This is a genomic window from Metabacillus sp. KJ11-3, from assembly GCF_055808295.1.
Genome location: NZ_CM147865.1, coordinates 3,166,935 through 3,192,718, shown reverse-complemented (window position 1 = coordinate 3,192,718; position 25,784 = coordinate 3,166,935). Strand labels below are relative to the sequence as shown.

21 protein-coding genes are annotated in these 25,784 nt (G+C 35.3%); 18 read left to right on the top strand and 3 right to left on the bottom strand.

Annotated features, from left to right (window positions below; all coding sequences use genetic code 11):
- Positions 1 to 305: 305 nt before the first annotated feature.
- Positions 306 to 1,076, top strand: coding sequence for a class I SAM-dependent methyltransferase (locus AC0L8O_RS16100; RefSeq protein ID WP_473443722.1), 771 nt, complete (start codon positions 306 to 308; stop codon positions 1,074 to 1,076).
- A gap of 53 nt (positions 1,077 to 1,129) precedes the next feature.
- On the opposite strand, the gene AC0L8O_RS16095 is transcribed toward AC0L8O_RS16100, so the two are convergent.
- From AC0L8O_RS16095 to ytvI, 3 genes are all read right to left on the bottom strand, one after another.
- Entirely contained in the window at positions 1,130 to 1,873 is a 744-nt protein-coding gene (locus tag AC0L8O_RS16095) for a GTP pyrophosphokinase (RefSeq protein ID WP_026559443.1), read from the bottom strand.
- Between the two features lie 31 nt (positions 1,874 to 1,904).
- Positions 1,905 to 2,432 carry a TetR-like C-terminal domain-containing protein gene (locus AC0L8O_RS16090; RefSeq protein WP_473443719.1) on the bottom strand — a complete coding sequence of 176 codons (528 nt, stop codon included), beginning with the start codon at positions 2,430 to 2,432 and terminating at the stop codon, positions 1,905 to 1,907.
- Between the two features lie 89 nt (positions 2,433 to 2,521).
- Positions 2,522 to 3,559, bottom strand: coding sequence for a sporulation integral membrane protein YtvI (gene ytvI / locus AC0L8O_RS16085; protein ID WP_473443717.1), 1,038 nt, complete (start codon positions 3,557 to 3,559; stop codon positions 2,522 to 2,524).
- 301 nt (positions 3,560 to 3,860) lie between these two features.
- Between ytvI and ltaS the strand changes: the two genes are divergently transcribed.
- The 17 genes from ltaS (at position 3,861) to AC0L8O_RS16000 (ending at position 25,092) form a co-directional block, all read left to right on the top strand.
- Positions 3,861 to 5,864 carry a lipoteichoic acid synthase gene (gene ltaS / locus AC0L8O_RS16080; RefSeq protein WP_473443715.1) on the top strand — a complete coding sequence of 668 codons (2,004 nt, stop codon included), beginning with the start codon at positions 3,861 to 3,863 and terminating at the stop codon, positions 5,862 to 5,864.
- Between the two features lie 397 nt (positions 5,865 to 6,261).
- On the top strand, positions 6,262 to 6,984 hold the full coding sequence (locus AC0L8O_RS16075) for a (Fe-S)-binding protein (RefSeq protein WP_473443713.1): 723 nt from the start codon (positions 6,262 to 6,264) through the stop codon (positions 6,982 to 6,984).
- Position 6,985: 1 nt separating this feature from the next.
- The gene (locus tag AC0L8O_RS16070; RefSeq protein ID WP_473443711.1) at positions 6,986 to 8,410 is read left to right on the top strand and encodes a LutB/LldF family L-lactate oxidation iron-sulfur protein; all 1,425 of its coding nucleotides are present in this window, start codon (positions 6,986 to 6,988) and stop codon (positions 8,408 to 8,410) included.
- A gap of 4 nt (positions 8,411 to 8,414) precedes the next feature.
- Entirely contained in the window at positions 8,415 to 9,134 is a 720-nt protein-coding gene (locus AC0L8O_RS16065; protein ID WP_473443709.1) for a LutC/YkgG family protein, read from the top strand.
- Between the two features lie 108 nt (positions 9,135 to 9,242).
- Positions 9,243 to 11,312: a bifunctional aldolase/short-chain dehydrogenase gene (locus AC0L8O_RS16060; protein WP_473443707.1), complete on the top strand. Its 2,070-nt coding sequence runs from the start codon at positions 9,243 to 9,245 to the stop codon at positions 11,310 to 11,312.
- Between the two features lie 303 nt (positions 11,313 to 11,615).
- A complete protein-coding gene (locus AC0L8O_RS16055) occupies positions 11,616 to 12,383 on the top strand; it encodes a DeoR/GlpR family DNA-binding transcription regulator (protein ID WP_473443705.1) in 768 nt (255 codons plus the stop codon).
- Positions 12,384 to 12,476: 93 nt separating this feature from the next.
- Positions 12,477 to 13,442 (top strand): AraC family transcriptional regulator, encoded by a 966-nt coding sequence (locus tag AC0L8O_RS16050; protein WP_473443703.1) that lies wholly within the window; start codon positions 12,477 to 12,479, stop codon positions 13,440 to 13,442.
- A 160-nt stretch (positions 13,443 to 13,602) separates the two neighbouring features.
- Positions 13,603 to 13,785 carry a hypothetical protein gene (locus tag AC0L8O_RS16045; protein ID WP_473443701.1) on the top strand — a complete coding sequence of 61 codons (183 nt, stop codon included), beginning with the start codon at positions 13,603 to 13,605 and terminating at the stop codon, positions 13,783 to 13,785.
- A complete protein-coding gene (gene rhaB, locus AC0L8O_RS16040; RefSeq protein WP_473448947.1) occupies positions 13,749 to 15,017 on the top strand; it encodes a rhamnulokinase in 1,269 nt (422 codons plus the stop codon). Before AC0L8O_RS16045 ends, rhaB begins: the two co-directional genes overlap by 37 nt.
- A gap of 5 nt (positions 15,018 to 15,022) precedes the next feature.
- Positions 15,023 to 16,276 carry an L-rhamnose isomerase gene (rhaA, locus tag AC0L8O_RS16035; protein ID WP_473443699.1) on the top strand — a complete coding sequence of 418 codons (1,254 nt, stop codon included), beginning with the start codon at positions 15,023 to 15,025 and terminating at the stop codon, positions 16,274 to 16,276.
- 144 nt (positions 16,277 to 16,420) lie between these two features.
- The gene (locus AC0L8O_RS16030; protein ID WP_473443697.1) at positions 16,421 to 17,452 is read left to right on the top strand and encodes an autoinducer 2 ABC transporter substrate-binding protein; all 1,032 of its coding nucleotides are present in this window, start codon (positions 16,421 to 16,423) and stop codon (positions 17,450 to 17,452) included.
- Positions 17,442 to 19,250 (top strand): cache domain-containing sensor histidine kinase, encoded by a 1,809-nt coding sequence (locus tag AC0L8O_RS16025; RefSeq protein WP_473443696.1) that lies wholly within the window; start codon positions 17,442 to 17,444, stop codon positions 19,248 to 19,250. The genes AC0L8O_RS16030 and AC0L8O_RS16025 overlap by 11 nt, the downstream gene beginning before the upstream one ends.
- The gene (locus tag AC0L8O_RS16020; protein ID WP_473443694.1) at positions 19,247 to 20,863 is read left to right on the top strand and encodes a response regulator transcription factor; all 1,617 of its coding nucleotides are present in this window, start codon (positions 19,247 to 19,249) and stop codon (positions 20,861 to 20,863) included. Before AC0L8O_RS16025 ends, AC0L8O_RS16020 begins: the two co-directional genes overlap by 4 nt.
- 403 nt (positions 20,864 to 21,266) lie before the next feature.
- On the top strand, positions 21,267 to 21,581 hold the full coding sequence (gene rhaM, locus AC0L8O_RS16015) for an L-rhamnose mutarotase (protein WP_473448945.1): 315 nt from the start codon (positions 21,267 to 21,269) through the stop codon (positions 21,579 to 21,581).
- Between the two features lie 45 nt (positions 21,582 to 21,626).
- Entirely contained in the window at positions 21,627 to 22,886 is a 1,260-nt protein-coding gene (locus AC0L8O_RS16010) for an MFS transporter (protein WP_473443692.1), read from the top strand.
- A gap of 161 nt (positions 22,887 to 23,047) precedes the next feature.
- Positions 23,048 to 23,854: an alpha/beta fold hydrolase gene (locus AC0L8O_RS16005; protein ID WP_473443690.1), complete on the top strand. Its 807-nt coding sequence runs from the start codon at positions 23,048 to 23,050 to the stop codon at positions 23,852 to 23,854.
- 29 nt (positions 23,855 to 23,883) lie between these two features.
- On the top strand, positions 23,884 to 25,092 hold the full coding sequence (locus AC0L8O_RS16000) for a PP2C family protein-serine/threonine phosphatase (protein WP_473443688.1): 1,209 nt from the start codon (positions 23,884 to 23,886) through the stop codon (positions 25,090 to 25,092).
- The last annotated feature ends 692 nt before the right edge of the window (positions 25,093 to 25,784 follow it).

The following is a 25,784-nucleotide window of genomic DNA, read 5'->3' as shown; positions in this document are numbered from 1 at the left end:
CTTTATAGTGGAATGGAGCAGGACACTCGACTCCTGCGGGAGATAGAGGAAAGGCTGAGACCCCACAGGCGAAGCCGAGGCTCAACTTCCTCTCCGGCGCATGGAGTGTCTGGAGCTCGATGGAACGAACTAATTTCTCACCATTTAAAATACATAAAAAACAACAAAGTTTGCAAAAAGCAGCGTGTATAATAACTTTTCCTTATTTACTTTCATAAAATGAATGTAATTTTCTTATCTTGCTATGATCTCTATAATAAAACTTAGTTAATAAAATATGGAAACAAGAGATGGGGGAGAATGAGTTGAGTAACAAAAACGATGTGAAAAAGCAATTTAGCAGGAGTGCTGATGATTATGTAAAAAGCCAAATCCACAGAAAAGGTACTGATCTGAAAAGATTGCTCGAAATGGCTGATATAACTGGAAACGAAGTTGTTTTAGATGTCGCCACTGGAGGCGGACATACGGCAAATGCTTTTGCTGCCTTAGTCAAAAACGTAACTGCCATGGACTTGACACCGGAAATGCTGACTGCTTGTAAAAAGTTTATTCATAATAATGGACATTCAAACGTTATGTTTGTTGAAGGTGATGCTGAAAAAATGCCTTTTTCAGATGAACAATTTGATATCGTTACATGTCGAATTGCTTCACACCATTTTCCAAATATTGAAAAGTTTATAAGTGAAGTTTATCGTGTGCTAAAAAGTGGAGGGCAATTTCTATTAGATGATAATGTTGCACCAGAGGAAGAACTATTTGATCACTTTTATAATGAAATTGAAAAAATAAGAGATTATAGCCATTATCGTGCATGGAAAAAAACAGAGTGGATCCAGAAAATAGAATTAGAAGGATTCGAAATACATGAACTCTCTCGCTTTGAAAAAAAATTTGAATTTATGAATTGGTGTGAACGGATGCATTTATCTGGAAAGGTAATAGAAGATTTAACAGATATTATTCTCAACGCCCCGGAAAAGGTAAAATCCAAATTTAGAATTAATATAGAAGATAACCAGGTTAGATCTTTTTTAGGGGAAGCGATGTTGTTGAAGGCAATAAAAAGGTGAATGCTTTCAATGACAAAATACCGTCTCCCAGGAGGGGGAACGGTATTTTGTCACTATTTTTCCGAAATGAAAGACTCAATCAATGCTAAAGGTAGCTGAAATTGATTTTTATCAATTGTAATAACAGAGTCTAGTTCTTCCTGCTCAGCTGCCGTTTCTTTATAAGCATTAATCTCCCGGTTTAGACGCTCCATTTTTTGATCAAGCTGTGTCGCAACGGTCGCAGCATCCTTAAGTTCTTGGCGTAATCTTTTAGGGATTTCTTTATTATATTTATAATAGATTTTATGTTCTAAACTTGCCCAAAAGTCCATCGCAATGGTACGAATTTGTACCTCCACACTTACTAATTCCTCACGATCTGACATGAAAATAGGGATTTCCAAAATCATGTGGAGACTTTGATATCCATTAGGCTTTGGATTTTTGATGTAATCTTTATATTCAACAACACGAATATCTTTTTGGTTTGCAAGCAGCTTGCTCACTTCATAAATGTCTGAAATAAATGAAACGTTAATTCTAATTCCAGCAATGTCTCTAATATTTTCCTTAATAGAATCTAGAGACAAAGGACATTCTTTTTTTATCACTTTTTTAAAGATACTTTCGGGTGATTTTAAGCGGGATTTTACATGCTCAATTGGATTATAGTCATGTATATATGTGAATTCATCCTTCAAAATATTAATTTTCGTATTTATTTCATCTAAAGCAAATTGATAGGCCATCATAAATCGTGTTAATTCTATTTTTACTTTTTTCAGGTCTTGTAGATTAAATTGTTCTGTACTCATTATTTTACCTCTCTCGATGTAGTAGGTGATATTATTTATTCTCTTCATTCACACTTAATTTAAATACAGTATCTACTTTATTATACCTTAGAATCTCCAGTAATTGTGCTGCAAGATAGGTGGAGCTATATTTAAACCCATTTTTAATCCATTCGGTGATCATACCTAATATGGCATAGGAGTGATAAGTAACCTGCAGTTCACGGTTCACATTGGAATCTGGTAACAGAGATTGTAAATCTTGAAGAGCCAAATCTTTTAACACGTCACAAACTCGGGTTTGAAATCCGGAAAGAACATTTGATTTTAACATTAAGCTATAAAATTCTTTATTCATTTCTACGTGTTCAAAAATTTTAATAGAAGCAACCGTTAAGTGTTCTATTTCGAAGGTTTCTTTGTCTTTATATGGCTCGCGGAATGAGTATTTTAAATCCTCCATCACATCTTCCATAATATCATCAAGTAAATCCTCTTTATATTGGTAATGTTTATAAAAAGTCCCTCTATTTAAAACACAAGCTGCTATTATACAAATGATACAATGCCCAAGCGGCATGATGAAATCTTTCTTTCATAAATTATGTGAAAAAATCCCTTCTATTCTTCAACACGTAGGTGTTTGTAAACAGAAGGGATACAGTCCTATTATATTTTGTTCAGCTTACCTATTTTAATAAATCCTGCTTGATATAAGGCTTGCAAGATAATAATGAGAGCAGGACCAATGATCAACCCTATGAATCCTATTAATTCAAAGCCAATATACATACTAATCAAAGCTGAAAGTGCGCTGATCCCTATGCTGGCTCCAAGGATTTTAGGCTCTATTACTCTTCGGACAATCGTAATTACGACGAAAAGGATAATTAATCCGATTCCGAGATGTGTGCTGCCAAACACAAAGTTGTAGATTGCCCAAGGAACTAGGAAGGAACCTGCCCCTAATATAGGAAGAATATCAACCAAAACAACGCAAAGTGATAAAACAAGTGCATACTCTACTTTTAAGATAAGTAGCCCTACAAAAGACAAAATAAATGTAATGAAACAGAAGATGATTTGTGCCTTAAAGAAGCCGATAAATGCTTTTAACAATTGACTAACAACCAAATCGATTTTTTCTCTAGTCGAATTAGAAAAAATACTTAGCACTCTGATCTTAATTTTTGGCAAGTCAAGGCAAAATAGAAACATGGCTACTAAATAAATAATCGTGTGTACTAAAATTAATGGAATAGAGGCAATAAAATCAAACAGGTTCTTCGTAATGGAAGTAGCTAATCCTAAAACAAAGTCTTTAAGTGATTCTATCCCTTGCTGAATGGTTGAAAGATATTCATTAGGGATTTGGATATAATATCCCTGGAAGTGCTTGAATAACTCTTGTGCTTCATCTGCGAAAAGATAATAGTAATCCGGAAAGTTTTTCGTCACATCCAACAATTGAACGACTAGTGTTGTTATGATCCAATAGCCGCTTAATCCAAAAATTAAAAGAAACAGGATAAAAACAATTGTTACACTTAGCTGCCGTTTTATTTTTAATGAACGCATTCCAACCAGTATAGCAGGTTCTAATAATATAGCTGTTAACAATGCTAAAATAATGGGAATACAGTATGGAATCAAAAATATGATGATACCTATCGTTACGGTAAGAAAAATTATTTTTTTATATGACATTGGGCACCTCAAAATTGTGAAAAATCAAACATATTATATCTTTATTATATACTGTGGAGCCTATTTCTCCTATATGTTAATATGAATAAAATAAATTATATTATTCTACCAAAAGAAAAAGGTGGATTATAGGTCATTATACCATGTTGTTGACTAATTAATGATATTGTTTACATGCCGGAATACAGTTGATAAAGAATATTTGGGAAAATTAGACTAACAGCAAGACCTTTACTTTATGATGAAAATCTAATAGAATAATTGAATGACTTTGATTTGAAATTGAACAAGAGGTGAAATAATGAGGAAGTTTTTTAATAACATCCAAAATAATTATATGAGCCTTTTCTTTTTAGCTGTTTTATTATTATGGATAAAAACATATTTCGTTCAACATAATGAATTTAATTTAGGCTTAGAAAATGGCTTACAAGAGTTTCTATTATTTTTCAATCCATTAGGATCAGCACTATTGTTCCTTGGGTTATCTTTATTATCAAGAAAAAGAAAATTGTTATGGCTAATTGTGTTTGACTTTTCAATGAGCTTTTTATTGTTTGCTAATGTTGTGTACTACAGATTCTTTAGTGATTTTATTACACTGCCAACATTGACTCAAACGCAAAACTTTGGGGATGTTAGTACTAGTGTGACTTCACTATTGCATTCAACAGATTTCTTAATTTTCTTAGATCCGATTATTATACTTGTGTTAGGAATTTTATTCCGACGTCAATACAAACAAGTACCAGTTATGAAGCTAAGAAAAGTAGGGGCTGTTCTATTAGCAGCAATTCTTATTATGAGTATTAACCTTGGACTTGCTGAAAAAGATCGTCCACAGCTATTAACAAGAACATTTGACCGAAACTATATCGTAAAATATTTGGGTATGTACAATTACACGATTTATGATGCTGTTCAAAGCACAAAAGCATCTGCTAAACGTGCGATGGCGGATAGCAATGATATTACAGAAGTGCTTAACTATACTCGTTCTAATTATGCAAGCCCAAATCCGGAATATTTTGGTGCTGCAAAAGGAATGAATGTCGTTTATCTTCACTTAGAATCGATTCAGAATTTTATTATCGATTATAAGTTAAATGGAGAGGAAGTAACACCGTTTTTGAATTCTTTAACAAAGGATTCTAACACATTGTATTTCGATAACTTTTTCCATCAAACAGCACAAGGAAAAACAGCTGATGCTGAATTTATGTTAGAAAACTCGTTGTTTGGGCTTCCGCAAGGATCTGCTTTCTCAACAAAAGGTTTAAATACGTATCAATCAGCACCAGCTATTTTAGGTCAAGAAGGGTACACGTCAGCTGTATTCCATGGTAATAAAGGTTCCTTCTGGAATCGTGACGAAATATATAAATCATTTGGATATGATTATTTCTTTGATTCTAGTTATTATGATTTAAATCCAGAAGATCTTGCTGAATACGGGTTAATGGATAAGCCGTTCTTCCAGCAATCAGAACCATTACTTGAAACATTACCACAGCCGTTTTATACAAAATTTATTACAGTAACAAATCATTATCCTTATAAAATGAATCAGGAATTAGCAACAATTGAACCTCATACGACTGGAGATATGTCTGTTGATAATTACTTCCAGACAGCACGTTATGCTGATGAGGCATTAAAGGAATTCTTTGATTATCTAAAAGAATCCGGTTTAGATAAAAACACAATTGTTGTTATGTATGGTGACCATTATGGTATTTCAGAAAATCATAATAAAGCAATGTCTAAAGTTCTAGGTAAAGAAGTTGGGCAATTTGAAAGCACAGGTCTTCAAAGAGTTCCATTATTTATTCATGCACCTGGTCTTGAAGGCGGAACAATGCACCAATATGGTGGTCAAATTGATCTTCTTCCAACATTATTGCATTTACTAGGTGTTGATACAAAACAGTATGTGCAATTTGGAACAGATTTATTATCTGAAGAACATGATGAACTGGTCCCATTTAGAAATGGTGACTTTGTCAGTCCGGAAGTAGTATCCACTGGTGGTAAATACTTTGATTCAGCGACTGGAGCTGAAATAGAAGCAACGGAAGAAGTGCTTAAACAAAAAGAAATTGCTGAAATGAAATTAAGTTACTCTGACAAGCTTGTAGAAGGAGATCTTTTACGCTTCTACACACCACAAGATTTCACTCCTGTAGACCGTTCAAAGTATGATTACAGTGAATTGAAATCAATTATTGAAAAGAGTAATACTGAGACAAAAGCTGAAAATACAGAAGCTCAAACTGAAAAAGAAAATGCAACTGTAACTAAATAATTAAATGAAAGCTGTTGAGTTTATAAACTCAGCAGCTTTTTTGTTTTTGTAAATGGGTTAAGGAGAGTAAAGTACTAAAGGGATTTACTCTTTGAGGGAAAAGTCCCTCACAGGGGCAATGAAAAACAAAAGTCATCCGTCACAGAATGGAAAAGTCCCTCATAGGGGCAATGAAAGACAAAAGTCAGCCTTTGAGAGACAAAAGCACTCCCTAAATCAGCAAAAAATCCTTCACTAATTCTAATAAATCATTTTTGAAATCCTCCAATAAAACTCAGGAATCTAACTAAAATAAAAACAAAACAAAAAAAACAAATAAAAACGGGTGATATTTTGTGGGTTTAGTAGTATAATCAATAAAAAGATGGCTCCAAAAATGAATGGAGGGAATTAGGAAATGAAAGTATCCTTATTTATTACATGTTTAGCAGATGTGTTTTATTCCAATGTTGGAAAACACACTGTGGAGCTTTTAGAAAAGCTTGGTTGTGAAGTTGATTTTCCAGAACAGCAAACCTGCTGTGGACAACCTGCTTTTAATAGCGGCTATCATAAAGAAACAAAAGAAGTGGCAAAACACATGATTCGTACGTTTGAGAATTCAGATTATGTTGTAGGTCCTTCCGGTTCATGTGTAGCGATGCTACGTGAATACGGTCAATTATTCGAAAATGAGCCAGTATGGAAAGAAAAAGCTAAAGGATTAGCAAAAAAATCATTTGAATTAACTCAGTTTATTGTCGAAGTACTAAAAGTAGAAAACGTGAATGCTAGTTTACCGGCTTGTGCAACTTATCATAAATCCTGTCACATGACACGCTTACTAGGTGTAAAGGACGCACCCGGGAAGCTATTAGACAATGTTGATGGATTAGAGGTGAAACCGCTTCCTAATAGTCATGATTGCTGTGGATTTGGTGGAACTTTTTCAGTCAAAATGGTTCCGATTTCAGAGCAAATGGTAGATGAAAAGGTAAGACATATAGAAGAAACAGGTGCAGACGTATTAATTGGCGCTGATTGTGGCTGCTTAATGAATATCGGTGGAAGAATTAACCGAAAAGGAAAGCCAATTAAAGTGATGCATATAGCAGAAGTATTGAACAGCGAGGTGAAGTGAAATGGCGATGAAAATAAGTGATGAAAAGTTTTTTGATCGTGTTGATAAAGGTGTAAACAATTCCTTTATGCGCAATGCTGTTGCATCCGCACAAGAGAGAATGCAGGGAAGACGCCAGTTGGCAACAGAAGAGCTGGGCAATTGGGAAGAATGGCGCAAGCTTGGAGAAGAGATTAGATCACACACTCTTCAAAATCTTGACTACTATTTGGAACAGTTAAGTGAAAATGTGCAAAAGCGTGGGGGGCATGTATTTTTTGCTTCAACAAAGGAAGAGGCAAATGAGTACATCACAAAAGTAGCAAAAGAAAAACAAGCAAAGAAAGTCGTAAAATCAAAATCAATGGTTACAGAAGAAATTCACTTAAATAGTGCACTCGAAAAAGCGGGCTGTGAAGTAATAGAAACGGATCTAGGTGAATATATTCTTCAGCTTGATGATCATGACCCGCCATCACATATCGTTGTTCCGGCTCTTCATAAAAACAAAGAGCAAATTCGTGATACGTTCAAAGAAAAACGGAGCTATGATAAGTCGGAAATTCCTGAGGAGCTTGCTCTTTTTGCCAGAGAGCAATTAAGGCAAGAATTCTTAAGGGCAGATCTTGGAATTACAGGATGTAATTTTGCTGTTGCGGAATCTGGTTCTATTAGTCTAGTCACAAATGAGGGAAATGCCGGACTTGTAACCGCTTTACCGAAAACTCAAATTACAGTCATGGGAATGGAGCGGATCGTTCCAACATGGGAAGAGCTAGATATAATGGTAAGTCTACTGTGCAGAAGCTCTGTTGGACAAAAATTAACTAGCTATATTACAGGATTAACTGGACCAAAAGACGAGGGTGACGTTGATGGACCTGAAGAATTCCATCTGGTTATTGTTGACAACGGACGTTCAAATATACTGGGAACTGAATTTCAAAGTGCCCTTCATTGTATTCGTTGTGCAGCTTGTGTTAATGTATGTCCAGTTTACCGACACGTTGGTGGACATTCTTATGGCTCAATTTATGCAGGACCAATTGGTGCAGTGTTATCACCGTTGCTTGGAGGTTATGAAGATTATAAGGAACTACCTTATGCATCATCATTATGTGCAGCATGTACAGATGTCTGCCCAGTAAAAATACCTCTTCATGAACTTTTAATTAAACATCGAAGAAAAATTGTTGAAGATGAAAAGAAATCACCATTCGGTGAAAAGCTTGCGATGAAAGGGTTTCAACTTGCAGCAAGTTCACCAAGCCTATATAAAACAGGGACAAAATCAGCTTCATCTGTCATGGCACCATTTACAAAAGAAAACAGCATTCAAAAAGGACCAGGTCCTATGAAGCCATGGACAGATGTACGTGATTTCCCGGCACCAAGTAAAGAGAGATTTAGAGACTGGTATAAAAAGAGAGAAAAAGGAGGGGAATAATAAGATGGCAGCAGGACAAATCATAAATCGCGAATCATTTCTCAATACAGTAGCTGAAAAATTAGGAAGAGATAGAGTGAAATCCGTCACAAAACCACAATGGACGACAACCCCTCAATATGATGTATTAAAAGATGCAACACCGGATGAATTGGTGCAGGTACTTAAAGAACATTGTAAGGTCATTCATACTCAATTCGTTGAAACAAATTTAAAAGAGCTTCCACATAAGATCCGGGAGGTTTTTACCCAGTATGAAGTTAAAAGTGTTGTGACATGGAAGGATAAGCGTCATAAAGAGTTTGGTTTAGAAGAAGGGCTGTTAGATCAACTCCCAGAAGAGGATATTGAGGTCCACATATGGGATCCGGCTCTCAAAGAAAAAAATAGAGAAGCAGCAGAAAAGGCAGATGTTGGGATTACATTTAGTGATATCACTCTTGCAGAATCAGGGACAGTTGTGTTATTCAGCAGTGAAAACAAAGGGAGATCGGTAAGTTTATTGCCCAAAACCTATATTGCCATTGTTCCAAAAAGCACACTTGTTCCAAGGATGACACAGGCTACTGCTTATATTAACAAACAAGTTCAAGAAGGCGAAAAAATTGCTTCCTGTATTGATTTTATTACAGGACCAAGTAATAGTGCTGATATTGAATTGAACCTTATTGTAGGGGTACACGGTCCAATAAAAGCAACGTATATTCTCGTGGAAGATAAATAAATTCAAAAATAAACAAAAAACATATTCAAAAGTAAACAAACATGATATATAATAAAAAACAGATAATCAAATGAAAACAGATATAAATAAAATAGAGGAGGAAACGAAATGGTACAAAGTTTATGGAATAAAGAAAAAGCAGCTTCATTATCTAAAGGTGTGGAAGAGCTGGTATATCGCTCTAACTTAATCGGTTCAGATCGTGCCGTTTGTAACTGGGGTGGCGGAAATACTTCAATGAAAACAATTGAAAAGGACTTCCGAGGCCGTGACGTAGAGGTTATGTACGTGAAAGGTAGTGGATCAGATTTAGCAACAATGAAAGCGCACAATTTCACTGGATTAAGAATGGAAGATATTCGTCCATTAATCGAACGTGACGAAATGTCAGATGAGGATATGGTAGCTTACCTTGCACACTGCATGATCGATAGCAAACACCCACGTGCATCAATCGAAACTCTATTACATGCATTCTTACCATTCAAGCATGTTGACCATACACACCCAGATGCAATCATTGGTCTTTGCTGTGCAGACAATGGTCGTCAAATTGCTGAAGAAATCTACGGAGATCGTTTTGTATGGGTACCATATGTACGCCCAGGATTCACCCTTTCAAAAATGATCGCAGAAGGTGTTAAAAACAATCCGAACGCAGAATTAGTATTAATGGAAAAACACGGTCTTGTTGTTTGGGGAGAAACTGCTGAAGAAAGCTATGAAAAAACAATTTCAGTAATTAATGAAGCAGAGCAATATATTCAATCTAAATTAGTAGAAGAAAACGTATTTGGCGGACAAAAATACGGAGCACTTTCTGAAGAAGATCGTCAAAATGCTTTAGCACAAGTAATGCCTGTCATCCGTGGTGCGGTTAGCGAAGAAAAGAAAATGCTATTAACATATGATGATGCGGAAGATGTTCTACAATTTGTAAACAGCCATAATGCTCCAGAATTATCACAGGTTGGTGCAGCATGTCCTGACCACTTAGTTCACACAAAAATGACGCCACTATTCATTGACTGGAATCCTCAAGAACAAGATGTTGCTAGTTTAATAGAAAAGGTAAAGGCTGGAATCGAAAGCTTTAAAGAAGAGTACAAAGCATACTTCGAACGAAACAAAAACGAAGGAGACCAAATTTCTGAAACAGCTCCACGTGTTATTTTAATTCCTGGTATCGGAATGGTGAACACTGGTAAAAACATAACGATGGCAAACGTTAGTGGTGCTTTATACCACCGTGCAATCGCGGTTATGAAACGTTCTACAACTTTAGGAAAATTTGTTTCTTTAAATGAAAATGAATCATTCAATGTAGAATATTGGCCATTAGAGCTTTATAAATTATCTCTAGCTCCTGCAGAAGCTGAGTTCTCAAGACAAGTAGCCTTTGTAACAGGTGGTGCTGGTGGTATCGGCAGCGAAACATGCCGTCAATTCGTAGCAGAAGGTGCACATGTTGTGATAGCTGACCTTAACCTAGAAGGTGCTGAAAAGGTAGCAGCAGAAATCAACGAGAAATATGGAGAGGGTCGTGCATTTGCAGTAAAAATGGATGTAACAAGTGAAGAAGCTGTTCAAGAAGCATTCAAACAAACAGCTCTAACTTACGGTGGCGTTGATATTATCGTAAACAATGCAGGTTTGGCAACTTCCAGCCCATTTGATGAAACATCTTTAAAAGAATGGAACCTTAACATGAATGTTCTTGGTACAGGTTATTTCCTAGTTGCCCGTGAAGCGTTCAAACAAATGAAATCACAAGGTACTGGTGGAAACATGGTATTTATCGGTTCGAAAAACTCTGTATATGCTGGTAAAAATGCAGCAGCATACAGCTCAGTTAAAGCAATGGAAACACACCTTGCAAGATGTATTGCAGCAGAAGGTGGAGAATTCGGAATCCGTGTAAACTCAGTTCTTCCAGATGCAGTGCTCCAAGGTTCAGCAATTTGGGGATCAAGCTGGAGAGAAGAGCGTGCAGCAGCATACGGAATTCACCCAGACCAATTAGAAGATCACTATCGTAAACGTACTACATTACTAGTAAATATCTATCCAAAAGATATTGCACAATCTATTCTATTCTTTGCATCATCTAAATCAGATCGTACTACAGGTTGTATGTTAACTGTAGATGGTGGAGTTCCAGCAGCGTTTACTAGATAATAAAGAATAAACAAGGTGTAACAGAATAAAGTTTCTATTACACCTTGTTTATTATACTATTAGAATGCATAAGAAATAATTGATCATAGTATAAGAAAAGCCAAGGCTTCCCGTGTTAGGACCTGGAAATAAGCCAAGTTTTTGTCCCGATTATTTTGAAAGCGCATTAGTATAAAACACGGTGCGTTTAAACTTACACTCTTGTATAATAAAATATCTAGAGCCTACAAGCATAAGAGCTGTCTCTTTTAGCACGTAAGCTCAGACCTCATTATAAAAAGAAGTTACAGGAGGTATCGATCAATGCTTGTAGCAGAAAGACATAAAAAAATCGTTGAAGTTGTAAATGAGAAGTTAAGTGTTCGTGTAACGGAGTTGAGTAAGATTTTCCAGGTAACGGAAGAAACAATTCGTCGTGATTTAGAGAAACTGGAAAAAGAAAACTTGTTACGCCGTAGTCATGGTGGAGCTGTTAGTATAAAAGACGAGCAAACTGAAGTATCGTATGCTGAACGGGAAATCACAAATGCTTCAGAAAAAAGATCCATTGCAATTGAAGCAGTGAAACTTATTCAGCCAGGTGATCAAATCGTACTTGATGCGAGTACAACAGCATGGTATATGGCAAAAGAAATGCCTGATCTGCCCTTAACTGTTTTGACAAATTCAATCAAGGTAGCGATAGAGCTTAGTAAAAAAGAACAGGTAAAAGTGATCTCAACTGGTGGCATGCTCCAACCGAAGTCTCTATCCTATGTCGGTCCATTAGCCGAAAGGTCACTTAATATGTACCATGTGAACAAAGCCTTCTTATCATGTAAAGGGGTACATGTGGACGCTGGTTTAAGCGATTCAAATGAATGGCAGGCATTATTAAAAAGACAAATGATGTCGATTGCAGACAAAACAATTCTGATGGCTGATTCTACAAAATTTGGTGTAAGAACATTTGCTCAAATTACGGACATTCAGCGAATTGGTTATGTCATTACAGATGATCACATTGATGAATCATTTTGCAGAGCACTGGAAGAAAAAGGTGTACGAGTAAAAACCGTCGAGATAAAGTGAGTCTTCGGTCAAAAGATTACTCCTATTTGGGAAACTGGATAAAACGGGGTGTGGAAGCTATTCCGTTTTTTGCTAGAAAAAAGAGGGATCTAAATGAGTGCGAATCTTTTACATGAACTATTGCAACTAAATGATGAAGAAAAATTAATGCTTCAGCAAAAAAAGGAAGTTCAGAAGGAGCTTTATACTAGCCAGGAACCCTTCATTGTTGAAGGTGAGAGATTTTTAAATCAAAATAAAATGATCATGGTGCGAAAACACACTAGATTTGTTCACTTTCCGAAGCATAGGCACAATTATATAGAAGTGAATTATGTTTTTAGTGGTTCTCTTACCCAAACCGTTGGAAATGAACGAATGGAATTAAAAAAGGGAGATCTTTTATTTCTTAATCAACATATAGAGCATGAACTTGAAGCGTGCAATGAAGAAGATATTATTATTAACTTTATTATTAAGCCCGAATTCTTTACGTTTATTTTTTCTTACTTAACGACGGACAATTTGATCTCAAACTTTTTAATTAGCAGCCTATTCGACCAAACAAAACAAGGTCAATATTTATATTTTGCTGTATCAGAAATTGACAGTGTTCAAGAGCTTATTGGTAAAATCATCGTGGAAATTATGAATCCGTCAATGCTATCAGAATCAACGATAAAATTATATATGGGTTTGCTGATGGTAGAGCTTATAAAGAATTCGGATAAGGTCCGTTACAATCAGGATCTGAATAAGCACTATATTATTGTGGAGTCTCTAAAATATATTGAAGAACATTTTCGACATGCTTCTTTATACGAATTGGCAGAAAAACTAAATCAACCTCATTACACCTTAAGTAAAGAAATTAAAAAGGCAACAACCTATACATTTAAAGAGCTTGTCCAAGCAAAAAGATTGACCATTGCAAGAGATCTGTTGGAGAATACTTCACTATCTATTTCTTCTATTGTTGAAGAGGTAGGGTATGAAAATATAAGTTATTTTTATCGCGTTTTCAAAAGCAAATATGGATATACACCAAAGAAATTTCGAGATCAACTTTCTAACAATTAGTCATGTCATTACTAGAAATAGTAGGTGATATGACTTTTTTTACACCTTTTTCACTTGGCAAATAAGGACAATAAAAAGAATGAATTAAGATATAGGAACTTCCGGGGATATCAACTAAAATAAATATAGAAGCAAGCGTTTTCAGGAAAGAGGTGTCAAAATGAGTAATTATAGCTTAGCTGTCGATATTGGTGCTTCAAGTGGGAGGTTAATACTTGGGCATTTAGCTAATGGAAAATTAAACTTAGATGAAATACATCGTTTTGAAAATAAAATAGTGAAAAAAATGAACATTTTTGCTGGGATATTGAGGCCCTATTCCAAGAAATCAAAACAGGTATAAAAAAATGCAATAAACTAGGGATCAAGCCGGATAGCATTGGAATTGATACATGGGCAGTTGATTATGTCTTACTTGACGAGCATGACAACCTCTTAACAGATGCAGTTGCATACAGGGATCCAAGAACAGACGGAATGATGGAAGAGGTCTTTAAAATCATTCCAAAGGAAAAATTATACTTTGAAACCGGGATCCAATTTCAAAAATTTAATACGATTTATCAATTGTTTGCGTTAAAGCAAACATCACCTGAAGTTTTACAAAAAGCAAAGTCATTCCTAATGATTCCTGAGTATTTTAATTTTTTATTAACAGGAAAAAAGGCGAATGAGTATACAAATGCAACCTCTACCCAGCTTGTGAATGCATTTACAAAAAATTGGGATCATGAGCTTCTGGAAAAGCTTGGAATTAACAAACAGATGTTTCATGAGATCTTACCACCTAAAACAGTGTTAGGGACACTTTCACAAGAGCTTGTTGAAGAGTTTGGTTTTGATATGAAAGTCGTATTACCGGCAACACATGATACGGGATCAGCTGTCATCTCGGTGCCGGAAGTAGAGGACTCAGTTTATATCAGCTCCGGTACATGGTCGCTAATTGGTGTTGAAAACCGCTTTCCAATTTGTGTTCCGCAAGCGCTTAAATATAATTTCACAAATGAAGGCGGGATTGATTATCGCTACCGTTTTCTTAAAAATATTATGGGACTTTGGATGATTCAAGAAGTAAAGCGCAACTATCATGACCAATACTCTTTTGCAGAATTAGTAAAGCTGGCTGAAGATGAACAACAGTTCAAGTCGATCGTTAATGTAGATGATGACCGTTTCCTAAAGCCTGACAATATGGTGGATGAAATCCAAAAATACTGTCAGGAAACAAATCAGCCAATTCCGCAAACACCGGGTCAAATGGCAAAATGTGTGTATGATAGTTTAGCAGAAAGCTATAAACTGGCAATTAATGAAATAGAAGAGATTTTTGAGAAAAACTTCCAAAAAATAAATGTGATCGGTGGCGGATGCCAAAATGAAATGCTTAACCAAATGATTGCAAATGTTACGAACAAAGAGGTTTGTGCCGGACCAATCGAAGCGACAGCTATAGGAAATATTGTTGCACAATTTATGGCATTAGGTGAGATTCATACAATTCAAGAAGCAAGAACCACGATTAAAGATTCATTTGAAGTGAAAACATACAAAAACCAATACGTGAGAGGATGATTAAAATGTCAGTAAGAGAAAGCTATGAATTAGCCAAAAAGGAATATGAAAAATGGGGTATTAATGTAGATGAAGTACTTGAGCAGTTAAAACAAGTACCAATCTCAATCCACTGCTGGCAAGGTGATGATGTTGGCGGGTTTGAAGTAAATAAAGGAGAATTATCCGGAGGAATTGATGTAACAGGAAATTACCCTGGTAAAGCAAGAACACCTGAAGAGTTAAGAAGCGACCTGGAAAAAGCGCTGTCATTAATTCCAGGAAAACACCGTGTAAATCTTCATGCGATTTACGCTGAAACAAATGGAGAAGTAGTTGAACGTGATCAATTAGAACCGAAACACTTCGAGAACTGGGTTAACTGGGCAAAAGAACAAGGACTTGGCCTTGATTTTAATCCAACATTATTTTCACATGAAAAATCTGCTGATGGCTTAACACTATCACATCCAGACCAAGAAATCCGTGAATTTTGGATCAACCACTGCATTGCCAGCCGTAAAATCGCCGAATATTTCGGAAAAGAGTTAGGCACTCCTGCCTTAACAAATGTCTGGATCCCTGATGGGTACAAAGATGTACCAAGTGACCGTTTAACGCCAAGAGTACGTTTAAAAGAGTCATTAGATAAAATTTTCGCAGTGGACATTGATGAACAATACAATATCGATGCTGTAGAAAGCAAATTATTTGGAATTGGTTCTGAAGCTTATGTTGTTGGCTCACACGAATTTTACATGGGCTATGCATTAAAAAATAACAAGCTTTGCTTATTGGATACCGGACATTATCACCCAACGGAAATGGTTTCTAACAAAATTTCTTCTATGCTTTTATACAGCGACAAACTGGCATTACACGTATCACGTCCAGTACGATGGGACAGTGATCACGTTGTCACGCTTGATGACGAGTTAAAAGAAATTGCTCTTGAAATCGTTCGTAACGATGCATTAGATAAAGTGATGATCGGTCTTGATTTCTTTGATGCAAGTATCAACCGTGTTGCAGCATGGACAATTGGCACACGTAATATGATTAAATCATTACTTAATGCAATGCTTGTACCAAACGACCACTTAAAACAACTTCAAGAAGAAGGAAACTTCACAGAAAGACTAGCATTAATGGAAGAATTCAAAACATATCCATTCGGTGCGATTTGGGATTACTATTGTGAGCAAAATGGTGTTCCTGTAAAGGAAACTTGGTTAGAAGATGTTAAGAAGTATGAGAATGAAGTGCTTTCTAAGAGATAAACGTTCTTAAATTTGAAGGTGGATATTCGCATATAATGTCAAAAAGCGCAAAAGTGATCAATCAATCACTATGTGCTTTTTGCTGTTTATATTTGTATAATTAAACATTAATCTTAAATTAATTTTCAAATAGGAGCTTATTCTATGTTTCCTCGTATATATATCTGTTTGTTTTTTCTCATATTTCTAAACGGTTGTACTACTTCATCAAAATACGATGTGATATACAACGGCGAGAAAGGCCAAAAGCAGGAACAATCCGAAATAAATCATCAGGACTACACGATTGCAATCGTACCGAAAGTAACAGGGATTCCTTATTTTAATGCAGTAGAAGAAGGTGCCGTTGAAGCTGGATATGATTTAGATGTAAATGTACTTTACTCCGGCCCGTTAATTGCAGATTGGAAACAGCAGGAAACCATTATTAATCATTATATTGAACAGAATGTCGATTTAATAGCCGTCTCAGCAAACGATCCTGAAAAGCTTGGTCCAGTCCTAAAAAAGGCAAGCCTTAAAGGAATTAGAGTTATTACATGGGACTCTGATACAAATAAACATTATAGAGAAATGTTTATAAATATGGTTGATCCCGAGGTTTTAGGTAGACATATTATGGATACCCTTTCATCCCGTGTGAATGAACAGGGGAGTTATGCCATAATAACAGGTGCAAGTGATGCAGCTAATTTGAATGAATGGATCGAATGGATGAAGCTGCATCAAAAAGAAAATTATCCGAATATGACGGTCGTTGATATCGTTGCATCAAATGATGATCCAAAACAAGCCTATAAGGCAGCAACAGATTTAGTGAAAAAGTATCCTGATCTTAGAGGGATAATTGGTAGTTCATCTGTGGGCCCACCTGCAGCTTCACAAGCAGTTCAGGACGCTGATAAAGCTGGGGATATCACTGTAGTAGGGTTATCAACACCAAATTTGATGAGAGAATATATTAAAGAGGGCTCCTCTCAGGTTGTGACCCTGTGGAGTCCAAAGAAGCTTGGTTATTTAACTGTTAGTGTGGCCAAAGAACTACTGGACAGTCAGGAGATTCAGGATAATCAATATATTTCAAATATCGGAAACATTCGTGTGAAGGAAGATACAGTCATCATGGGCCAGCCAATTGATTTTACAAAGGAGAATATTGATCAGTATGATTTCTAGAATAATGGAAGCGTTACAACTAAAACACTTCCGTCTTAAGACAAAATTAATCATCACCTACATTCTTCTTACCGTTATACCGATGGCTATATTAGGATATATCACCTACTATCAAAATACAAAAGCAATAGAGGAGGAAGTAGGGGAGTATGTACCAAGGCTTTTAAAACAGGCAAATAAAAATATTGAAAATGAAATTAATGAGCTGGGGAATTTACCTAATCTCATTTACAACTCAAGTGATGTGATGGCGATCTTAAGGACAAACCCGTATGATGAAAGATCTTCTATACTGGAAGATCAATTTACAATAGAAAGCTTTCTTTCAAGAACGTATCTAGGGAGTAATAACAATAATATCTTAGGGGCATTTTTACTATCAAAAAATAGATCATTCATTAGTACGCGTGTATCATATGATGGCTTTGTTTTTAGTGATCATACATTTCCATATGGAGAGGCACATGATCTTGGTGGAGATACAAAAATAATTCTGCCGAGTCAAGCTAACTTGTCCTTTGAAGGAAACCCTCCATATATGCTTCTTGTTAAGGACATTGTAGATCTTGATAATCGAAAAAATCTTGGGACATTATTTTTAGCAGTTAAATTAAATTTTATAGAAGAAATACTCGAAGATTTAGATGAAGAAGAAAAAGCGACGATGTGGCTAATGGACAGTCAAGGTCAGATTATTTACCACCCGGTTCATAACAAGATTGGTTCTTATTTCGAGGAAGTTCATGATTATCCTCTTCTTAATGGTAGCTTTCGCACAATTGATGACCAAAACAGAACATTAATTAGTATCAACCAGTCTGAGAAACAGGACTGGATCCTTGTTCACAGAATACCGATTACCTATTTAACCGAGAGAACCGATGTGGTTAAAACGGTAGCCATTATTATTTTTATTATTCTTGTGATTTTTACCACGATCATTTCGATTGGTGTTGCTTGGAGTGTAACAAAACCAATTAATATACTAGGGAAAATCATGAAAGATGTTGAACGCGGGAACCTTGATGTGAAAATTCCCATCCATTCTAAGGATGAAGTGGGAGTCTTAGCAACTAGTTTTCAATCAATGATTAGAAGAATAAGGGAATTGATTAAGAAAAATTATCACATTGAGTTACGGCAAAAAGATGCTGAACTATATGCTCTACAGTCGCAAATCAACCCCCATTTTATGTACAACACATTAGAAACAATTGGTGCAGCAATTGAAGATGGAGAATCTGATTTAGTTGTGGATATGGTAGCTATACTGGGAAGAATGCTTAGATATTCACTAAGTAATAAAGATAAAATTGTTCCAATCAAAGAGGAAACTCTCCATATTGAAGATTATTTAACCTTGCAGAAATTTCGCTTTGAGGAGAGAATCTCTTTTCAGATTCACCAAAATAAGGAACAAAAGGGGTACTTAACGCCGAAGTTTATTTTACAGCCAATAATAGAAAATTCAATAAAGTATGGAATGCAAAAGCGGAAAACCCTTCATCTTGACATTGAAGTTATTCATAAAGAGGATTCCTCAATTTTGTTTGTGATTAAAGATAATGGTCCGGGGATCGAGCCTAAAAAGCTTGATGAGTTAAATCAATTATTAGAGAAAAATCCGATCATTAATAGAGATTCAGGATTTGGGATAACGAATGTCCATGCTCGAATCGTTATGATGTATGGATCTGAATACGGCATCACAATAGTGAGCAAGGTAGATGAAGGAACTGTTGTAACGATAAGAATTCCACAAAAAATAAAAAAGCAAGAAAATGGTGAGCAATCATGACTTCGATTAAAACAATAATTGTAGATGACGAAAGTAGAATACGACGTAGAATTGAAAGGCTCGTTCAAGCTTGTGGGGAAGAATGGGAAATTATCAATCAATTCTCAGATGGGAAAGAAGCTTTTGAAAAAATCACAAATCAATCCATTTCATTTGATTTACTGATAACCGATGTACAAATGCCTAAAATGGATGGTTTAGCCTTAATCAGCGAATTGAAAAAAACACATTCTTTTACTTCTATTATTATCAGCGGTTATGATGATTTCACTTACTTACAAACAGCTATGCGTGAAGGGGCAGTCAATTATATTTTAAAACCTGTAGATAAACATAAATTTACTGAGCAATTGGAAGAGGTTAAAACCAAGATTTCTGCTAAACGAACGGAACAACAAAAGTGGAGCGAAATAAATAGCAAGGCACAGCAGTTAATTTATACAAAGCAAATACAGTTATTAAGTGAAATCACCTGGAATGATGCGATGGATTTATCTGTCATTGATTGGACAAAGCAATTTCCTGATGGAGTTTATCAATTACTTTATGTCAGTGCTGACCAGAACATTTCTTCAGTAGAAAATCTAGCTTCAACTTCGAATTGGGATTTGAAAATGGAAGGAATGTTCAAACAAATTTCTCAGTTGGCTGCAATAGAAATGGATTACTGGTGGTGGAGAAGTGGAAAACTTCAATATTGGATTCTCATACGTTTTTCTGACATAAATCATGTTAAAGTTAACCAAATGATAGAACAGTACAAAGCGGATATAAAAAAGATAACTCCTTTTACAATTTCTATTGGGGTAGCTAACCCTTTTCAAGAAATTAAATTATTACCTAGTATAAAAGATCAGCTGTTAACTTTGCTTCAGTATCGGATGATACATGGGGGAAATAAGATTTATCATCAACACATGCTTGTTAATTTAACGGTTAATTCAAAGCCAAAAAATGTATCATCCATGATCTACAAACAAGTTCAACAAATATTATCATCACTTGACGGGAAAGGGGAAGACGAAACCGCATGTGCTGTAAATCAACTGTTCAATGAATTAGAAAGTATAAGTTCCCCGACAATAATAGAAGATGCCGTTCATTACTTATGTCTTCAAGTATTTAACAAGTGGATGGAAATTGACGGCTTTGGAGAAAATGCTGAAATGCTTTCAAAAGCTCTAAAAGTCACGAAAAAGGCGGGCAATTTTACTCAGCTGAAAGACAGTGTTAAGCATTGGGTAGTTGATATCAAAAGAAAAGTAGATAGTCGAAGAAAAATAGATTCAGATCCTATTCTACGTGCAAAGAATTGGATTCATGAGAACCTTGGAAAGCATATAACCATTAAAGAAATTGCCGAACACATTTATATGAGCCCGACCTATTTTAGTAACTATTTCAAAGCACAAACCGGTGAGACAATTTTAGATTATATTACAAAATGTCGTTTAGAAAAAGCAAAGGAGCTTCTCGAAACAACTGATACAAAGGTTTATGATATTTCATCAAAGCTAGGATATCAGGATACAAAATACTTTAGCCGTCTTTTCAAACAATGGTATGGTCAATCACCCTCACAATACCGTGAGTATCATTTTAAAAGAGACTAGTACATTTATGTTAATCTATCTGTTTAAAAGCAGTCCAATTATTAGGGCTGCTTTTTATTCTTTTGATCTTTTTAATTATTAAAAGTTACTCAGAAAAGGAAGGACATTACTCTTTTAGGAAGCAGATAGAATGTCTTTCATAAGCTCTTAGAGGGACAATCCTAACTAAAAGTCATCTGAAAATGTCTTATACATAACTCCTTCATTTCTTATTAAACTCCATCCAAAACCTGAAACTTAAGTTGTTTTTACATTAACTTGAAACCCTTTTCAAACATCATAATATTCACCCCCTACCTTAGTTTTGTCTCCTACCATTAATAATTGAAGTTTTATATAGTAAGAGTATCAGAAAGAAAGCGTAATCAGAAAGCGATTAATTACCACCATTGGAGGGGCAATGATGATTAGAAAAGCATCAATTATGTTTGTTGATAAAGATCAGTATGAAGAGTATCAACGTCGTCATGATGAGTTGTGGGCGGAGATGGTAAAAGAACTCAAAGAACACGGAGCACATAATTATTCTATTTTTCTAGATGAAGAATCTGGTCAGCTGTTTGCCTATTTAGAAATTGAGGATGAGGAAAAATGGAATCAAATGGCTTCAACAGATATTTGTCAAAAGTGGTGGACGTATATGGAACCTTTAATGGAAACAAATCCAGATAATAGTCCAGTTTCAAAAGAATTAAAAAGTGTTTTTTATTTAGCTTAAAACACATTAGGTTGAAAGGAGTATGTACATGGCTGGAAAAAAGGAATGAAGTCGACAATTACTGTAGCAATGTCGAACTATTTAGAAGCCGGTTCAATCGTTGCGGGAGCAGGTGGTCTTACACTTTGGATGGAATATTTAAATTTAGATGACTTTAAATTAGGATTACTTGGAGCTTTAAGTGCAAATGGCTTTGGAGCTGCCATTGGGGCATTAGCTGGAGGAATATTAGTAGATAAATATGGTCGGAAATTAATTTATAAATATGATCTACTATTATATATGCTTGGTGTTCTATTGATTACATTTTCTTTTAACTTTCCAATGTTATTAATTGGTTATGTTATTACAGGTATTGCTGTAGGTGCTGCAATTCCGGCTGCATGGACATATATTGCTGAAGAGGCTCCTGATAATGAGCGTGCTGCCAGGGTAGGTTTTGGACAATTAGCATGGTCAATTGGACCTGCAGTATCATTACTATTATCTGTAGCACTCGCACCACTAGGTCTTTTAGGAAGTAGAATTATCTTTGCTCAATTATTTGTAATCGCTTTAGTTACTTGGATTTTACAACAACAAATCAATGAATCGACCATTTGGGAAGAAGAGAAGAAAAAAGAAGAGAAATTAAAGGCAAAGTTAAAAGCAACAGGGCAAGTAGCAGAAAATCCAATCAAGGAACTTTTTACAGTAAAAGCAAACCGCCAAGCAATTATTTTACTGCTGGGAATCTATGTTTTCTGGAATTTAGTTGCAGGTGTAATGGGCTATTTCATGCCATATATCTATGAAACAGTAGGCGGGCTTTCCTCAGCCCAGGCCAATTTATTACAGGCATTTTTATGGATATTAACAGTCGCATCTACTTATTTTGTGTTTATTAAGTTAGGAGACAAAGTTAGTAGGAAAATTCTTTATACTGTAGGAGCAGTAATGGGAATAGTAGCATGGGCTGTTCTTTCATTAGGATCGATGGGTCTAACAGAGTTATTCCTATTTGTTATTCTATGGGGGATTGCAGCAGGATTTGGAGCCCAGGCATTTTATGGATTATGGGCAAGCGAACTATTCCATACAAAATATCGTGCAAAAGCACAAGGCTTCTTATTCTGTATTGCTCGCGTAGCCGTAGGACTTATTTCACTTATCGTGCCAACAATGATAACGGTTCTAGGGTTTAAAATATCAGGCTTAATTATGATTGGATTCCTAATCATTGCAGCTATAATTGGTTTTGTGATGGCTCCTGAAACAAGAGGGAAGTCTCTAAAACAAATTGAACAAGAACGTTATAGTGCTTAACATCTATAAACTGATGATACTTATAATGGTAGCATCAGTTTTTTTGTATGGAACCTATACCTTAATACTCTTTAATTTTATTCATTTTTCTACTAATATTGAAACTCTATGAAGAGAAAGAATGTTAAGATAATAAAAGATGTCATTTAAGGGGGAATCTTATGTGTCATGTCATAAAGCGTAACAATGTGAAAATCGAAGGTTCAGGTGAAAAAACAATCATTTTTGCGCCTGGCTTTGGGTGTGATCAGACAGTCTGGCAAGATGTTAAGAATGCTTTTTTGGACGATTATAAAGTGATTTTATTTGATTATGTAGGAATAGGAAAATCTGATATAGAGTCATATGATCTGGAAAAATATCATACATTATCAGGATACGTTCAGGATTTACTGGATATTTGTTCGGCTTTAGATTTGGAAAAAGCTATTTTTGTTGGTCATTCTGTTAGTAGTATGATTGGAATGTTGGCATCAATTAAAAAACCAGCCTACTTTTCTACCCTTATTATGATCGGACCGTCTCCATGCTACCTTAACGATCCTCCATCTTATTACGGAGGTTTTGAAAAAGACGATTTGTTGGGGTTGCTGGACATGATGGAAAAAAACTATATAGGATGGGCAAGTATGTTTGCTTCAACTCTTGTAAATGATCCGAATCGGCATTCATTGTCAAAGGATCTTGAAGACCGTTTTTGCTCTACAGATCCGGTCATTGCCCGTCAATTTGCTGAAGCAACCTTTTTTGCTGATAATCGGGGAGACTTATCTAAAGTATCTGTTCCTTCCCTAATTATGCAATGCTCAAATGATATCATTGCACCAGATGAGGTCGGAGTATACCTTTTAAATCAACTACCAAATAGTGAATTAAAGCGGTTAATTGCAACCGGACATTGTCCACATATGAGTCATCCTGAAGAAACGATACAAGTCATTCGACAATATCTTAGGAGTTTTCTGTAACTGATACTACTAATGTTAAGGAGAAAAGAATGGATGAACAGTTGAACTGCGCACCGTGTGGATTTTTATCATTATCCGAAGATAGCGTAATTCGATCAGTTAATCAAACTCTATGTGAGTTACTCGATCTTTCTTCTGATGTGATAATAGGACAGCATATACATTCAATTTTACCTAAATCAGGTCGTGTTTTTTATGAACTTTATTTCGTGCCACTTGTTCAAATTGGAAAAAGTGTAGAGGAATTGTATATCTCTTTAGAAGCGAAAAATGGGAAAGAAATTCCTGTACTTATAAATGCTAATAAAAGGGTACACAATAACCAAAATGTAATAGATTGTATACTAGTTCCTATAAAAATAAGAGATGAATATGAAAATGTCTTACTTAATACAAAAAAGGAATTAGAAAAAGCTCTCCTGGATAAACAGAAAGCAGTTTCTGAATTAAAAACTGCATTAAAGACAGTGGAGGAAAAACAACAAGAATTACTTGAATTACATGAGCAAAATCAAACATTTAAAATCGAAACAAAAAGAGAATTAGAGCTTGCTAGAAAAATACAAAAAACAGCATTAACAGATCGAATTTTCAATGAACGTATACATATAGAATCTCATTATAAAGCATCACATGAATTATCTGGAGACATTTATGGTATTTATCAAATTGATAAATACCGGTATGGAGTGATTATTCTGGATGTTATGGGACACGGTATTTCATCAGCATTAATTACCATGTCACTCCAGTCATTGTTTCAGAGATTGATCCCTAAAGATGGGAATCCTCAAACGGTTGTGAAAGAATTGGATCAATATCTACACAATCTCTTTCAAAATAGTGAACAATCCATGTATTATTGTACAGTTATTTATCTAATGATTGATACAGCAGCACAGAAGATTGACTTTATCAATGGCGGTCACCCACCCGCATTTTTACAGGATACAACAGGAATAAAAGAACTCCAGTCATCTTTTCCTCCTATTGGGACATTCGAGGGAATAGAATTTAAAACAACAACACTTCCCTATGAAAAAGGAAGCAGATTGCTACTCTATACAGATGGTGTAACAGATCCCTTTGGGTTTAATCATTTAAAACCTTTGCTTATGGACAATAAAAGTATTCCCCTGGTGAGTTTAAAAAAGAAAATTATTCAGTCTCTAGAAAGTACAGAATTTGCTTACCATGAAAGTGATGATCAGTGTTTTTTAGTAATAGATTTGTTGTAAAAGCACCAGCGAAAAAAGGAATATGTTTATGATATTTTAAGTGTTTGAAAGTTTAAAGCATCATCATTTATAATACCTTTATCACATGTATAGGAAGTGTTCTAATAAATGAAGAGCAACTCCATTATCACTACCTTTGTTCTCTGGATGATATAAAGAAAACATACGCCAATTCGGTGGAAAACCCGCTACAGATGAGGGCCAAATCATTCCTGGGTAATGAGTCAGATTGAAATTAAGTTTGATAAAAGTAAAGTATGTTTAGAAGGAAAAACCACTGTAAGTGAGAATACAGTGGTTTTTTCATTTTCTGTCGAACTACTATATCTCATCGATTAAGTAGATTAGACATCAAGAAAGTAAAAAAACATCAATAACAGTCAATATAATTGTATCGAAAATGAAAGTGAATATGGAATAATGTAAACGCTACCAAAATAAATGGATCAAAATGACTTATTAGCATAACATTCTTTATATCTACTTATATTTACTACTTAAAAAACTTCCTCAAACAATATACGTTTTAAATAAGCATTAACTTCATAATAGATAGCTTGATATGTAACTTTCAAATATTCGTTGACCAATCCTAAAGTATGCCCTTAAAGGGGGTGAGGAAATTTGTATTAAGAAGGAAAAGAATGGAGGTGGTTTTACAAAAGAGAGCAGGCATATATAGTTCATTTATT